The following is a 14,546-nucleotide window of genomic DNA, read 5'->3' on the forward strand; positions in this document are numbered from 1 at the left end:
GGAGCGGGAGCTGCATCTGCCCAGGTCCTGGATCGATGACCCGGATCGGGGCCGCACGGCGAGCCCTTAAGGGGCCTCGTCCTCAAACGCCGGACGGGCTGAAAAGCCGAGCTGCCTCGCCAGGGCTCGTAGCAGGCGTACGACGCCCTCCGGGCCGTCCACCACCAGGTCTGCGCGCTCGCGCAGTTCCTTCACCTCGTCGCTGCCGCTGCAGATCAGGAGGCCGGGGGTGCCGTCGGAGCGGAGCTTGTCCACGGCGGCGAAGGCGGGGAGATCGCCGAGGTCGTCGCCGGCGTAGAGGACTGCGGACGCGTCGATCTCGCGTACGTACTCCAGGAGGGCCACTCCCTTGTCGGTGCCCGGGGGGCGCAGTTCGAGGACGAGGCGGCCCGGTTCGACGATCAGGCCGTGGCGAGTGGCGAGGTCGGTGAGGGGGGCGCGCAGGGCCTCGAAGGCGGCCTGGGGGTCGGAGGCGCGGCGGGTGTGGACGGCGACGGCGCGGCCCTTCTCCTCGATCCAGGTTCCCTGCCAGGCGCCGATGCGGTCGAGGAAGCCGGGGAGTTCGGCGCGGACCGCGGCGACGCCGGGGTGGGGAGCGGGCGCGGTGACGTCGCCGCTGACCGCGTCCCAGCGTTCGGCGCCGTAGTGGCCGAGGACGACCAGGTGCTCCAGGCCGGGGACGCCCGCGAAGCCGCCGTGCCGCACGGCGACGCCGGCCGGGCGGCCGGTGACCACCGCCACGGAGGCGATCCGCGGTGCGAGGGCGGCCAGCGCGGGCACCGCTTCCGGGTGGGCGCGAGCCTGCTCGGGGTCCGGCACGATCGGGGCGAGGGTGCCGTCGAAGTCCAGGCCCACCACCGTTTTCGCGGGGTTCGCGAGGATCGCGGCGAGTCCGTCCCGGCCTGCCTGCGTGGCGGGTGTCGGCAGGGGGTCCATGGAGTGCGTCGAGTCCGTGTCCGTATGGGTGCCCATACGGTGACGATAACCGCGGAGGGCAGGGCGCACCCATGGCTCAGGGGAGCGTCGGCCGTCAGCGTTCCGCTCGCCGTGTCTCACGCACCCTGCGCAGCCTGTTCACCGTCACCGGGTCGTGGGCGAGGAGCCGCTCGTCGTCCAGCAGGGCGTTGAGCAGCTGGTAGTAGCGGACGGGGGCCAGGCCCAGCTCCTCGCGTATGGCGCGCTCCTTGGCGCCGGGGCCCGGAAAGCCCCGGCGCTCCAGGGCGAGGATGGCCTGCTCGCGGTCGCCCAACTGCTGTTCCTGGTCCATGCGACGAACCGTAGCGCCCGCCACTGACAGTCACATCCGCCCGGCGGCACCTACCGAGCGCTCTCCGCCATCGACGCCGTCGACTCGAGCTGCGCGAGCGTGGCCGCGGGGTTGCCGCCGGGGGCCACCGCGTTGCCTATGCGCTTCTTGACGGCCACGGCGACCGAGGCCCAGGACGTCTTGTCCACGGGGTAGAGCTCGGACAGCGGCAGCTGCTTCAGGAACGGCTGCAGGTCGGTGTCCTCCTTGTCCGTGCTCATGACGTCGGAGGCGGAGGTGGTGACCGGCAGCAGGTCGTACTCGCGGGAGAAGGCGAGCACGTTCTTCTCGCTGTAGACGAAGTCGAGGAACTTGCCGACCTGCTCGGCGTGGCCGTTCTTCTTGAAGGCCATCATCCAGTCGGCCACACCCATGGCGTTCTTGCTCTCGCCGTCCTTGCCGGGCATCGGCACCATGCCGAACTTCACGCCCTTCTTCGCGGCGATCTTCATCAGCGAGGGGTGCCCGTTGAGCATGCCCACCTCGCCCTTGGCGAAGGCGGCGAAGGCGGTGGCGCGGTTGAGGCTGCCGGGCGCGACGGGACCGGTGAGGCCCTTGTCGACCAGGTCGTCCTTGAGCCAGTTGAAGGTGTCGACGTTCTGCGCGGAGTCGATGCCGTAGGTGCCGACGGTGTCGGTGTAACCGCCGCCGCCGCTCAGCAGCCACTGCATGGTCTCGGCCTGCGCCTCCTCCGGGCCGAGCGGCAGCGCGTACGGGTACTTCACGCCCCGCGCCTTGAGCACCTTGGCGTCGGCGGCGAGCTCGTTCCAGGTCTTCGGCGCGGTGAGCCCGGCGTTCTTGAAGAGGGCCTTGTTGTAGAAGAGCAGCCGGGTGGAGGCGGCGAACGGCAGCCCGTACTGCACGCCCTTCACCTGCCCGGCGGTGGCCAGCTGCGAGGCGAAGTCGGCCTGGGTGCTGATGGAGAGCATGTCGTCGGCCGAGTAGAGCAGGCCCTTGTCCGCGTAGTCGGCGTACGCGCCTATCTGCGCCATGTCGGGCGCCTGGCCCGCGTCCACCAGCTCCTTGACCTTGCGGTCCACGTCGTTCCAGGAGTACACGGTGACGTCGATCTTCACACCGGAGTGCTTGCTCTCGTACTCCTCGACCAGCCGGTCCCAGTACTTCTGGGAGCTGTTGTCGGCGGAGTCCCCGTAGTCCGCGGCGATCAGCTTCAGGGTGACGTCCCCCGAGCCGCCGCCGGTCAGGCCGCAGCCGCCGAGGACCGCCGTCATGCCCAGTGCGGACACCGCCGCGATCGTTCCTGTCCTACCCCGCCGCTGCACTGCTGGTGACCTCAACCCTACTGTCTCGCTGTTCAACATGTGGACACGATAGGTCTACACCACGTAAGTGGACTAGACCTCTTGCGGGTCCTCGGGCCACACTGTCCCCCGTGAGACATGTCATCGCCCTGGATGTGGGCGGCACCGGGATGAAGGCCGCGCTGGTCGCGCCCGACGGCGAGCTGCTGCACCAGTCCCGCCGGGCCACCGGCCGCGAACGAGGCCCGGACGCGGTCGTCGAGGGCATCCTCGACTTCGCCGCCGAACTCGGTGCCCACGGCGCCGAACACTTCGGCGAGCCCGCGTCCGCCGCCGGCGTCGCCGTCCCCGGCATCGTGGACGCCGACCGGGGCATCGCCGTCTACGCGGCCAACCTCGGCTGGCGCGACGTCCCCCTGCGCGATCTGCTCGCCGCACGACTGGGCATCCCGGTCGCCCTCGGCCACGACGTACGCACCGGCGGTCTCGCGGAGGGCCGCATCGGCGCCGGACAGGGCGCCGACCGCTTCCTCTTCGTCCCCCTCGGCACCGGTATCGCGGGCGCGATCGGCATCGCGGGCCGGGTGGAGGCGGGCGCGCACGGCTTCGCGGGCGAGATCGGCCACATCGTCGTACGGCCGGGAGGCAGCCCCTGTCCGTGCGGCCAGCGGGGCTGCCTGGAGCGCTACGCCTCGGCGGCGGCGGTCAGCGAGGCCTGGGCGCAGGCCTGCGGAGATCCGGACGCGGACGCCGCCGACTGCGCGAAGGCCGTCGCGTCCGGCGACCCGAACGCCGTACGGGTCTGGCAGCAGGCGGTAGACGCCCTGGCCGACGGCCTGGTCACCGCCCTCACCCTGCTGGACCCCCGCACCCTGATCATCGGCGGCGGCCTCGCGGAGGCGGGGGACACCTTGTTCACACCACTGCGGGAGGCCGTCCGGCGGCGGGTCACGTTCCAGAAACTGCCATCGATCGTCCCTGCCGCGCTGGGCGACACGGCGGGTTGTCTCGGTGCCGGGCTACTGGCCTGGGACCTCCTCACTACAACTGACGGCACGGAGGTAACGCCTTGATGGCAACCCCCCTAGGGGCGCGGGGTCCCGCTGGATTTGCGGCTACCGCCGCGCGGGCTCGACCAGCCACACCCAACCCGCAGCCCGCGACCGGCACAGTCCCCCTCGTCCTGTCCGGCGCCGACGTGGTCCTCCCCACCGGAACGGTCAAACACGGCCGAGTAATCGTCGACGGCACCCGAATCGCCGGTGCCGCTACAGAGAACGCCCAGGTGATCGACGTGTCCGGCTGCACGCTGGTGCCCGGCTTCGTAGACCTCCACAACCACGGCGGCGGCGGAGCCTCCTTCACCTCTGGCACCGTCGAGGACGTCCTCAAGGGCATCCACACGCACCGCCTGCACGGCACGACCACCCTGGTCGCCTCGACGGTCACCGACGACATGGACCTCCTCGCCCAGCGGGCGGGCCTGCTGAGCGAGCTCGCCGAGCAGGGCGAGATCGCCGGTATCCACTTCGAGGGCCCGTTCATCTCCCCGTGCCGCAAGGGCGCGCACTCCGAGAAGCTGCTGCGCGACCCGGATCCGGCTCAGGTGCGCAAGCTGATCGACGCGGCGCACGGCAGGGCGCGGATGGTCACGCTCGCGACCGAACTCCCGGGCGGCATCGACTCCGTACGCCTTCTCGCCGAGCACGGCGTCATCGCGGCGATCGGCCACACCGACGCGACGTACGAGCAGACGGTGGCGGCGATCGACGCGGGCGCCACGGTCGCGACCCACCTCTTCAACGCGATGCCGCAGATCGGTCACCGGTCCCCCGGCCCGATCACCGCCCTCCTGGAGGACGAACGCGTCACCGTCGAGCTCATCAACGACGGCACGCATCTGCACCCGGCCGCCCTCCAGCTGGCCTTCCATCACGCCGGCGCGGACCGGGTCGCCCTCATCACGGACGCGATGGACGCGGCCGGTTTCGGCGACGGGCGCTATCTGCTCGGCCCCCTGGAGGTAGAGGTCACCGAGGGGGTGGCCCGCCTTGTGGAAGGCGGCTCGATCGCGGGGTCGACGCTCACGCTGGACCGGGCGTTCCAGCGGGCGGTGACGGTGGACCGACTGCCGGTGGAGGACGTCGTGGCGGCCATCTCGGCCAATCCCGCCAAGCTGCTGGGCATGTACGACTCGATCGGCTCCCTGGAGCCCGGAAAGTACGCCGACCTGGTACTTCTCGACCATCAATTCGCCCTCAAGGGCGTGATGCGCCGCGGTGAATGGGTGGTCGATCCCCAACTGGGGTGATGTGTCCGGCTGTTGGGGGCGGCGGTTGTCCTGCGAGACTGGGACGGCCGCCGTCCGTTTCGGCGCGCGTACCGCATTCGTCTTCGGGGGAGGTCGGCCCAGGTGATCCTCACGGTCACGCTGAACACCGCTCTCGACCTCACGTACCGCATACCGGCGCTCAAGCCGCACGCCTCGCACCGGATCACCGAGGTGACCGAACGGCCCGGCGGCAAGGGCGTGAACGTGGCGCGGGTGCTCGCGGCCCTCGGCCACGAGGTGACGGTCACCGGCTTCACGGGCGGCGCCACGGGCCGCACCGTCCAGGACCAACTGACCGCCACACCCGGCCTGGTGGACGCCCTCGTCCCGGTCTCGGGTCCGACAAGGCGCACGATCGCGCTGGTGGACGACCAGACCGGCGACACCACACAGCTCAACGAGCCCGGCCCCACCATCACGCCCGCCGAGTGGTCCGCCTTCCAGGAGGCCTACGAGGACCTGCTCGCGCCCGCGTCCGCGGTGGCCCTGTGCGGCAGCCTGCCGCCGGGAGTGCCGGTGGGCGCGTACGCCGGCCTGATACGACTCGCGAAGGCCGCCGGGGTCCCCGTACTCCTCGACACCAGCGGCGAACCCCTGCGCCGCGGAGTGGCCGCCCGCCCGGACCTCGTCAAGCCGAACGCCGACGAACTGGCCGAACTCACCGGCTCCCACGAGCCCCTGCGCGGCGCCCAGGACGCCCGCCGCCGGGGCGCCCGGTCGGTCGTCGCCTCCCTCGGCACGGAGGGCCTCCTGGCGGTCACCCCCGAGGGCCGCTGGCGCGCCACCCCGCCCGCCCGCCTCCACGGCAACCCGTCGGGCGCGGGCGACTCGGCGGTCGCGGGCCTGCTGTCGGGGTTGGCGGAACAACTCCCGTGGCCGGAACGGCTGGCACGCGCGGTGGCGTTGTCAGCGGCTACTGTGCTGGCGCCGGTGGCGGGGGAGTTCGACCGGGGGGCGTACGAGGAACTACTGCCTCGGGTCGACACCCGGGGCGACATGAGCGCGTCGGCATGAGCCCGTCGGCATGACGTTCGGCCGAAGAATGAAGAATTCAGGCGGAACGAGATTCAGACCTGGAAGAACGAGTACGTCGAACGCGCCACCAACTCCAGATCGTGTGGCCCACCAGAGCGACCGCAACGGCAACAGCCGTGAACCGAACAGTGGTCCAGGTGCCCAGAACGACCTGACTCGGCCCGCGCGACTCCCTCTCCAGACGCATGGAAGTCTCGTAAAAAGCCACCAGGGGAACAAGCAGCCGGAAGAACAGGCCGCCGATGCCCGGCACCCGTGCGAGGTTCCCCAGGAGCCCAAGGGGCGCTCCGAAGAGGAATGCCAGCACACCCCAGAGGGCAATTCCGGATGATCCCGCGCCTGAGGAATCCATTCCACCCAGGGAGGCCAGGTTTCCCTTGGTCAGGTAGTAGGTCACGACACCGATGGCCAGCCCCAGAGGCGCGAGAACAGCCGATTCGATTTTGGACCGGCGGAAATAACCCACCAGAAACGCGTAACAGGCCCACGGCCAACCACCGGTGAAAACGGCGCCCACGGCCGCGCCTGGACCACCCCAATGCTCGGTGACGGGTCCTATCAAGCCAAGCAACAAGCCAAGCCCGAGTGGCACGGAAAACGACGCGGCCCGAGCACCCCAATAGTTCACTCTCTCGCCTTCCGGCCCTAGTGGGACATTGCTCCGGGCCCGTGCGCCCGGAGCAATGTCCCACCCGAGGGAGATCAGCCCTCGTCACTGCGGATACAATTACGCATTATCGTAATACGCATAGCAGGTCCATGCGGCACCTTGTGTCGAGTTGGCGTAGGAAGTATCCCCCTTCGCCACCCAGCCACTTGAATGGTCGACGTTCAGGACCCTGACCGTCGACTTGTGCTGCACATCCGCGATGTAGTTCGAGTAGCACCGCTTTCCGGCCGACACCAGATCGTACCCATAGCACCACTTGCCATGAGTCACGGTCTTGCAGGTATTCTCTTTCGGCTGAACGGCCGAATTTTTGATTTCCAGCTTTACCACGCCCCACTCGGAGGGGTTGCCCAGCTCCGCCGGCGGCCTGACACCGTCACCCCTCTTATGGATGACGGGCTGCCCGGTCACCAGGCCGTCGCCGGGCTTGACCACGGTATCGCCGGTAGCGGTTCCGCCCTGAGGACCGTAGGCCGCAGCGGGGCCGGCAAAGCCGCAAACCGCCAGCGCAACGCCCACAAAGCCGAAGGTTATTGACCTTCCGAAGGTTTTCACGATATCCCCCTGTTCGACCCCCTGTTGGGGGTTTCGGAAGGATCTTCTATGAAGGAGCGATGGCGGTCAATCAAATTGAGCGTCGCAGAGGACACCTTTTGGCCGGTTCGCGTATCCCGCTCAGCGTGAACTGCCCATTTTTCTCCCGAACTGACCTACTCTTTCCCTCTGATAGGCGCTGTGGCAGCCGGCTTGAAATCAGCAGCCCGCCCTTCAGCGAGCGATGGCACTGCCGACGGCGACTGTCCTGGCACCGGTGGCCGGGGAGTTCGAGCGGGGGGGCGTACGAGGAACTGGTGGGGCGAGTGACGGTGAGCGGGGAGGCCAGCGCGGCCTAGAGCCGGTACACAAAGAAAGAGCAACCGACTTGGGGTCCGCAACTGCAGCAATTTACGGACCCCAAGAAGGCGAATTCTCAACTACGCGTAGCCGATGTCCTGCGCGTCGCAGTCCCACCAGTTTCCGCGGTCCGAGCTTTCACCGACGCAAGCTCTGATCGCCACTGCATAGCCCTCCGGAAGGTTGTGCGCCTCCTCATAAGGGTGATCGGCCCCACGGGTATTCCATACCTCGAACTCACCGTAGTGGCCAGCGTGGTCTGGATCCCAGAAGGAGACCTCAAGAACCGCGGAGTGCCCGTCCGCCTTGGTGTCGAGGATTCGGAACCTGTCCCCCTGAGCGAAGAAGTAGCCGACCGAGGCATCCCTCTTCGCACTGACCGGGCCTGCGTCGTGACTCGCCGGGCGCGCCGAGGCCACAGACCCCATCGACATTGCGAGACCAGCGGCCGCAATGACCGAAAAGCGCCCTATTTTCCTTACTCTATCCATTTTTCCCCCTCGTTTTGGTCCACCTGCCCAGCAGGCCCTTCGAGTCTCATCACCTCGATCAAGGGCTGCAATACAGATGCGCGAATAGTGAAATTCGCCACAAGGGAAAAGAGGCCTCGACTATTTCCAGCCGTTCAGCAGCCACAGCTGGTCGAAGTTGGCGTCGCAAGAGTTGCCCTGTTCGCAGGAGATCTTGATGACGTTCGAGCCCTTGTTCAACTGGATGTTGGACCAAGTGGACGTCCAGCCCTTGACGTAGTCGCCCTCAGGCGCGTGGGCGAAGTTCGCCAAGTTGATCGGTCGGGTCTGGGCCGTGTTGTTGATCGTCAGCGTGGCGTTGGCGTCCTTGCCGGGCACGCCGTAACCGACGTACAGCGTGTACTTGCCGGACTTGGGGACGTTGTCCACGTTCCAGGTGAGCGAGGCGCCGACCTGGTTGAAGTTCGTGACGTAGACCCCGCCGTCCGCCTTCGCACCCTTGACGTCGGACGCTGTGGTGGTACCTGACAGGCTCAGAGCCTTCGCATCCGTCTTCGGCAGCTCAGCCGAAGCGCTGCTGCTCGCCGACTGGCTCGGCGTCGAGCTCTGCGAAGTGGACGGCGTACCGGAGGAACCGCCGCCCGCCTTGTCGTCCTTGGAGTTGCCGTTCATCATCGCCACGCCGATGCCGATCACGACCGCGGCGACCACCGCGACGGCACCGATCAGCAGCCCCTTGGTGTTCGGGCCGCGGCCCCGGCCGCCGCCGCCCGGCATCGGCTGCTGGGTGGTCGGCGCGCCGCCCGGGAACGTTTCCGGTGCCTGGTAGGCGGCGTTCGGCTGGCCGTACGTGCCCTGCTGCTGCGGGACCTGCCCGTAGGCGGCCGTCTGCTGGGCCTGGGCCGGCTGGCCGTACTGGCGCTGGCCGACGGCTCGCACCCGGTTGACGGAGCCCGGGTAGCCGTAGCCGCCGCCACCGGACGGCGGCTGCGCTCCGTTGGCCTGCCCATCGGCGTAGAGGTAGCCGAACGGGTCGTCGTCCTCGGGCGTGCTGGCGCCGTTGTTGCCGGACGTCATCTCCGTGGTACTCCTCAGCGGTGCGGGTCGAACGCGATACGTGGGGTCAGAAGGGCGAGCCTACCCGCTCCGGCTGCCCCAAACGGGTGACTCGGATCGCATCCGTCCGCGGACCCGGCCCCTGACCTGGAGATCAGCCCGCACGTCTGTGCTGTTTGGGACGAGATCGTTTCTCTACGTACATGCGCTCGTCGGCAGACTTCAACACTTCGTCCGCAGTCATGCCGCAGTGCGCCCACCCGATGCCGAAGCTGGCGCCCACGCGCACGGCCCGCCCCTCGGCCCTGATCGGCTGGATGATCTCGTTGCGCAGACGTACGGCGAGATCCGCCGCGTCGGCCCGGCCGAGCCCGTCCGCGAGGATCACGAACTCGTCGCCGCCGAGCCGCGCGACCGTGTCGCCGTCGCGCACGGCCCGCGACAGCCGCCGGGCGACCTCGATGAGAACCGCGTCACCCGCGTTGTGCCCGAACCGGTCGTTGATCGACTTGAAGCCGTCGAGGTCGCAGAAGAGGACCGCGAGCCCCTTGGTGCCGTCGTCGTGCTCGCTCTGGGGGGCGGCGGTGTGCACATGGTGGTCGAAGCCGTCGTACACCTCGACGTCACCGCCCGGCCGGAAGTCGAAGCCGTGGCCGCCCGCGTCGTAGACGGGATGGCCGTACGCCGCGTCCAGGGACTCCAGGGCGCCGGGGTGGCCGGCGCGCTGACAGAGGCGGGAGGAGAGCCGGGAGCGCAGCTCGGCGGAGTTCGGCAGGCCGGTGAGCGAGTCGTGGGAGGCGCGGTGGGCGAGCTGCAGCTCGCGCCGCTTGCGGTCCTCTATGTCCTCGACGTGGGTGAGCAGGAATCGGGGCCCGTCGGCGGCGTCCGCGACGACGCTGTTGCGCAGCGACACCCAGACGTACGTGCCGTCACGGCGTCCCAGCCGCAGTTCCGCCCGTCCGCCCTCCGCCGAGGTCCTCAGCAGCGTGCCGATGTCCTCGGGGTGGACGAGGTCGGAGAAGGCGTAGCGGCGCATCGCGGAGGCGGGGCGGCCGAGCAGACGGCACAGCGCGTCGTTGGTGCGGAGGATCCGGCCGTGCTGGTCGCCGCCCATCTCGGCGATCGCCATGCCGGAGGGGGCGTACTCGAAGGCCTGCCTGAAGCTTTCCTCACTCGCCCGCAGGGCCTGCTGCTCCCTTTCGAGTCTGACCAGTGCCCGCTGCATATTCGCACGTAGACGCGCGTTGCTGATCGCGATGGCGGCCTGGAACGCATACATCTGGAGCGCTTCGCGACCCCATGCGCCCGGCCGACGACCGTTGCGCGGCCGGTCCACGGACAGGACGCCGATCAGCTCACCGCAGTTGCCGCCGGGAGAGGGGGGCATGTACATGGGCGCGAACAGCCGGTCCGAGGGATGCCACTCGTCCTCGAAGCGGGGCGCGGGGCCGTCGGTGTACCACTGCGGGACGTCGTCGTCGTCGAGGATCCAGCCCTCGGTGTGCGATATGAAGACCAGGTCACCCCAGTGCTCACCCATGGTCAGGCGGCGCTCCCAGGACTCGCGGGAGCCGACCCGGCCCGTGATGAGCGCCTCGGCCGCCGGGTTCCCCGCGAAGGCGGCGACGACGAGATCGCCGTCCGGACGTACGAGATTGACGCACGCCAGCTCGTACCCGAGACCGTTGACCACGCCGTCGGCCACGGTCTGCAGGGTGTCCGCCAGGCTTCGGGCCGTGTTCATGTCAGCCATGACCTGGTGAAGTTGTCGCAGGGTCGCAAGACGGACGTAGGGCTCCGACTCGGTCTCCATGCTCGCCCTCCCCCCGAGACCTCGCAGCGAATCAAGGGTTCTCATCGGCGTATCGTCATTGGCAGCTTCCCAGCCACTGAATCACAATGCGCTGCCCACTCGGTACACAGGGTCAACAATTAGTGGCTCTTGTGACTCAAGTCACAGCTAAAGATGAACAATTGAGTGGTGTTTCTGTGTTTTCCCTGTGCGTTTACTGAACGCAAAGTTTGTGGGTATGTGGATGCGCCGCCCAAGGTTACGTCGGGGCCCGGGAAGGGTCCGCGAACGATACTCCGGCGAACTCGGCCGATGGTCCTAGGTCCGGGATCGGCCCGGGGCCCGATGCGGCCGGCGCGGAGCGGACACTAGCGTCTCGGGCGTGCCGAACACTCCCGCTGCCACGTTCCCGATCACTGCCCCGCGCGCCTCCGGGCATGCTGAGGGGGTGAGCAACGACGAGTTCCGCGCCGCCATGTCCCGGCTGGCCGCGGGCGTGGTCCTGGTGACCGCACAGGAGCCGCCGCTCGACCCCGACGACCCGTCGGCGCCGGGCGGCGAGGACGTCGGCATGACGGCGACTGCCTTCATGTCCGTCTCCCTCGACCCGCCCCTGGTCCTGGTCAGCCTGCGCGACGGCTCCCGCATGGACGACCTGCTCGACGAGCAGCCCCTGTGGGCGGTCTCGGTCCTCTCCGAGAGCCAGCGCCACATCGCCGGCCGCTTCGCGATGAAGGGCCGCATCAGCGACCGGCTGCTGTTCGAGGACATCCCGTACGTACGGGGAAAGGCGACCGGGGCTCCCTTGGTGGGCGGCGCCCTGGCCACCCTGGAGTGCCGCACGGAACAGCGCGTACGGGCCGGGGACCACACCCTGGTGATCGGCCGTGTACTGACGGCCGAGGTACCGAGCGCGGACGGGGGGCCGCTGGCGTACTTCCGGGGGCGGTATCGGCAGTTGGGGTGAGCCGGGAATTGCGTGGCACGCGCGCGTGAGGGGCTTCTAGGGTGCGCGCATGACGGTCACCGGGCCCCACCTCGAAGAAATCACCTCGCGCAACCTCGACGCCGCCCTCGGCATCCGCATCCGCCCCGACCAGGAGCACGCGGTCGAGCCGGTCGCGCACTCCCTGGCCGAGGCGTACGTCCATCCCGCCGGGGTCGCCTGGCCGCGCCTGATCGTCGACGGTGACCGCCCGGTCGGCTTCCTGATGGCGTTCCTCGACATCGACTGGCGCCTGGACGGCACCGTGTTCCGCTCCGGCCTGTGGCGCCTGAACATCGCGGCGGAGGAGCAGGGCCGCGGATACGGCCGCTTCGCGGTCGAGTCCGTGGCCGCCGAGATCCGCCGCCGGGGCGGCAAGGAGTTGTACGTCACCTGGCACCCCGGCCCGGACGGCCCCGAGGGCTTCTACCTGGGCCTCGGATTCCGTACGACCGGGGAGACGAGCGGCGGTCAGACGGTCGGGGTGCTGGATCTGCCCCAAGGGCCGTCCTAGTCGACGAGGGCGATGTCCTGCTCGGCCACGCGCGCGGCGTCCAGCACGATGTCGATGACCGCGATCCGGTCCCGTACGAACGTGAAGGCCAGCGTCCGGTCCAGCCGTCCGTCGATGAACACGGCGAGCCCCGTGGCGCCGTCGACCAGCGCGGGCCGCGACACGGCCGCGAAGTGCCGGAAGCTGGACGCCCCCTTGGCGACCGCTGCCGCCCCCGTGGTCACACCGACATCGGTGCGCGCGACGACGTCCGGGTCGAGCAACTCGACCAGGGCGTCGAAGTCACCCTCCCGCGCGGCCGCCAGAAACGCGTCCACGACCTCCCGCTGCCGCACCCGGTCGGCATCGTGCGCCTCCGCGCCCTGCACCCGTCGCCGCGCCCGACTGGCCAACTGCCGCGCCGCCTCCGGGCTCCGCCCCACGATCTCCGCGACCTCCTCGTAGGACACCGCGAACAGGTCGTGCAGCACGAACGCCAGCCGCTCGGCGGGAGTCAGCGTCTCGAGTACGACGAGCAGCGCGACGCCGACGGAGTCGGCGAGCAGCGCGTCCTGCTCGGGGTCGGCACCACCGGAAACGCCCGCCACGCGCGCGTCGGTGGTCCCGCTCTCCAACGGCTCCTCCGCCCGCGATTTGCGGGAGCGCAGCATGTCCAGGCAGACCCGGCCGACGACGGTCGTGAGCCAGCCACCCAGGTTGTCCACCTGCGCGGCGTCGGTACGACTGAGCCGGAACCAGGCCTCCTGCACCGCGTCATCAGCCTCGGTGCCGGAACCGAGCATTCGGTAGGCGACGGCGCGCAGATGGCCCCGATGCGATTCGAATCGCCGGGCCAGGAATTCGCCGTCCAACGGAAATTCGCTCTCGTTCATCGTCACAACTCCCGCACTCCGGTCCGTCAGGTCTCGTCTCCGACACTTGGCTGTCAGTGACTTGACGGACCGGACGCGGGCGATGTGACAAAGGACGTTCTACGAATGCTTTCCGCGCCCCGGGCCGCCTTACGACCAGTCCCGCCCGGACCGCCCCCGCTTCGTATCGGAACGCTGCTTCTTCTCCCGCAACCGGCGCTCATTGATCCCGCGCGGAATACGGGTCGGCCGACGCGGCTTGGGCGGCGGCGCGCTGGCCTCGGCGAGAAGGGAGGCGAGCCGTACGGCGGCGGTCTCGCGGTTGCGCCACTGGGACCGGTGCTCGGAGGCACGGACGACGACGACACCGTCGACGAGCCGGCCGGCCAGCCGCTCCAGCGCCCGCGCCTTCCACACCTCGGGCAGCGACTCGGTCTTCGCCAGGTCGAAGCGCAGCTCCACCTGCGAGTCACTGGTGTTGACGTGCTGTCCGCCGGGCCCCGACGACCGCGAGAAACGCCACATGAGCTCGGCCTCGGGGAGCGAGACGGAGCCGCGGATGAGGTAGGGACCGGACATGCCCCCATGGTCTCGCGGCTGACCGGCACACGTCACGCGAATAACGTTCACCCCGTGTTCGGTAAAGAAAGTAAAGACACGTGGAACCTTCGATGCCCCTCTTGGCGTTGGTAGGGGTAGCTGTAGCTTCATGCCCGTACGACCCGTACCGGCCGCACCGCCGTACGCAAAACGAGGGAAAGGACTCCCAACCATGGCTGTAAGCCTGTCCAAGGGTGGCAACGTCTCGCTCACCAAGGAGGCTCCGGGCCTGACCGCCGTCACCGTGGGCCTCGGCTGGGACGTCCGCACCACCACGGGCACGGACTTCGACCTCGACGCCTCCGCGATCGCGGTCAACACCCAGGGCAAGGTCTTCTCGGACGCCCACTTCGTCTTCTTCAACAACAAGCAGACGCCGGACAACACCATCGTCCACACCGGTGACAACCGCACCGGCGAGGGCGAGGGCGACGACGAGGCGATCAACGTCAACCTGGCGGGCCTCCCGGCCGACATCGACAAGATCGTCTTCCCGGTCTCCATCTACGACGCGGAGAACCGCTCGCAGAACTTCGGCCAGGTCCGCAACGCCTACATCCGCATCATCAACCAGGCCGGCGGCGCGGAGATCGCCCGCTACGACCTGTCGGAGGACGCGGCCACGGAGACGGCCATGGTCTTCGGCGAGCTCTACCGCAACGGCGCGGAGTGGAAGTTCCGCGCGGTCGGCCAGGGCTACGCCTCTGGTCTGGTGGGCATTGCGCAGGACTTCGGCGTGAACGTCTGAGGGTCGCTGCGCTGAGCGGGAGCCCCTGGTT

General features: G+C 69.1%; 16 protein-coding genes. 6 read left to right on the plus strand and 10 right to left on the minus strand.

Annotated elements, in window-relative coordinates; genetic code table 11:
* Positions 1-66: 66 nt before the first annotated feature.
* From otsB to ACWDAG_RS46105, 3 genes are read right to left on the minus strand one after another with little or no spacing between them, the layout of a single operon-like run.
* On the minus strand, positions 67-972 hold the full coding sequence (otsB, locus tag ACWDAG_RS46095) for a trehalose-phosphatase (RefSeq protein ID WP_450701576.1): 906 nt from the start codon (positions 970-972) through the stop codon (positions 67-69).
* Positions 973-1,030: 58 nt separating this feature from the next.
* Positions 1,031-1,267 carry a DUF3263 domain-containing protein gene (locus ACWDAG_RS46100; RefSeq protein WP_450701577.1) on the minus strand — a complete coding sequence of 79 codons (237 nt, stop codon included), beginning with the start codon at positions 1,265-1,267 and terminating at the stop codon, positions 1,031-1,033.
* Positions 1,268-1,317: 50 nt separating this feature from the next.
* Positions 1,318-2,628, minus strand: coding sequence for an ABC transporter substrate-binding protein (locus ACWDAG_RS46105; protein ID WP_450701578.1), 1,311 nt, complete (start codon positions 2,626-2,628; stop codon positions 1,318-1,320).
* 71 nt (positions 2,629-2,699) lie between these two features.
* Here ACWDAG_RS46105 and ACWDAG_RS46110 point away from each other — a divergent pair, with 71 nt between their 5' ends.
* The 3 genes from ACWDAG_RS46110 (at position 2,700) to ACWDAG_RS46120 (ending at position 5,914) form a co-directional block, all read left to right on the plus strand.
* Entirely contained in the window at positions 2,700-3,641 is a 942-nt protein-coding gene (locus tag ACWDAG_RS46110) for an ROK family protein (RefSeq protein WP_450701579.1), read from the plus strand.
* Positions 3,641-4,879: an N-acetylglucosamine-6-phosphate deacetylase gene (nagA, locus tag ACWDAG_RS46115; protein ID WP_450701580.1), complete on the plus strand. Its 1,239-nt coding sequence runs from the start codon at positions 3,641-3,643 to the stop codon at positions 4,877-4,879. The genes ACWDAG_RS46110 and nagA overlap by 1 nt, the downstream gene beginning before the upstream one ends.
* Before the next feature lie 102 nt (positions 4,880-4,981).
* Complete coding sequence (locus tag ACWDAG_RS46120; RefSeq protein ID WP_450701581.1) at positions 4,982-5,914, plus strand: 1-phosphofructokinase family hexose kinase; 933 nt, start codon at positions 4,982-4,984, stop codon at positions 5,912-5,914.
* Between the two features lie 37 nt (positions 5,915-5,951).
* Here ACWDAG_RS46120 and ACWDAG_RS46125 read toward each other — a convergent pair whose 3' ends face one another.
* The 5 genes from ACWDAG_RS46125 to cdgB form a co-directional block, all read right to left on the minus strand.
* Positions 5,952-6,452, minus strand: a complete 501-nt coding sequence (locus ACWDAG_RS46125; RefSeq protein ID WP_450701582.1) for a hypothetical protein — start codon at positions 6,450-6,452, stop codon at positions 5,952-5,954.
* 210 nt (positions 6,453-6,662) lie between these two features.
* Positions 6,663-7,160, minus strand: coding sequence for a lactococcin 972 family bacteriocin (locus tag ACWDAG_RS46130; protein ID WP_450701583.1), 498 nt, complete (start codon positions 7,158-7,160; stop codon positions 6,663-6,665).
* 419 nt (positions 7,161-7,579) lie between these two features.
* The gene (locus ACWDAG_RS46135) at positions 7,580-7,990 is read right to left on the minus strand and encodes a hypothetical protein (protein WP_450701584.1); all 411 of its coding nucleotides are present in this window, start codon (positions 7,988-7,990) and stop codon (positions 7,580-7,582) included.
* Positions 7,991-8,110: 120 nt separating this feature from the next.
* Complete coding sequence (locus tag ACWDAG_RS46140) at positions 8,111-9,046, minus strand: CBM35 domain-containing protein (RefSeq protein ID WP_450701585.1); 936 nt, start codon at positions 9,044-9,046, stop codon at positions 8,111-8,113.
* Positions 9,047-9,179: 133 nt separating this feature from the next.
* Positions 9,180-10,838, minus strand: coding sequence for a diguanylate cyclase CdgB (cdgB, locus tag ACWDAG_RS46145; protein ID WP_450701586.1), 1,659 nt, complete (start codon positions 10,836-10,838; stop codon positions 9,180-9,182).
* A 361-nt stretch (positions 10,839-11,199) separates the two neighbouring features.
* Between cdgB and ACWDAG_RS46150 the strand changes: the two genes are divergently transcribed.
* Complete coding sequence (locus ACWDAG_RS46150) at positions 11,200-11,784, plus strand: flavin reductase family protein (RefSeq protein ID WP_450701587.1); 585 nt, start codon at positions 11,200-11,202, stop codon at positions 11,782-11,784.
* A 49-nt stretch (positions 11,785-11,833) separates the two neighbouring features.
* Positions 11,834-12,316 (plus strand): GNAT family N-acetyltransferase, encoded by a 483-nt coding sequence (locus tag ACWDAG_RS46155; RefSeq protein ID WP_450701588.1) that lies wholly within the window; start codon positions 11,834-11,836, stop codon positions 12,314-12,316.
* Here the strand turns inward: ACWDAG_RS46155 and ACWDAG_RS46160 are convergent.
* A complete protein-coding gene (locus tag ACWDAG_RS46160) occupies positions 12,313-13,188 on the minus strand; it encodes a sigma-70 family RNA polymerase sigma factor (RefSeq protein WP_450701589.1) in 876 nt (291 codons plus the stop codon). The genes ACWDAG_RS46155 and ACWDAG_RS46160 overlap by 4 nt on opposite strands.
* A 129-nt stretch (positions 13,189-13,317) precedes the next feature.
* The gene (gene arfB, locus ACWDAG_RS46165; RefSeq protein ID WP_450701590.1) at positions 13,318-13,746 is read right to left on the minus strand and encodes an alternative ribosome rescue aminoacyl-tRNA hydrolase ArfB; all 429 of its coding nucleotides are present in this window, start codon (positions 13,744-13,746) and stop codon (positions 13,318-13,320) included.
* A 193-nt stretch (positions 13,747-13,939) separates the two neighbouring features.
* Here arfB and ACWDAG_RS46170 point away from each other — a divergent pair, with 193 nt between their 5' ends.
* Positions 13,940-14,515 (plus strand): TerD family protein, encoded by a 576-nt coding sequence (locus tag ACWDAG_RS46170; RefSeq protein WP_030941300.1) that lies wholly within the window; start codon positions 13,940-13,942, stop codon positions 14,513-14,515.
* Positions 14,516-14,546 lie beyond the last annotated feature (31 nt).

It is taken from the genome of Streptomyces sp. NPDC001157, assembly GCF_053598255.1.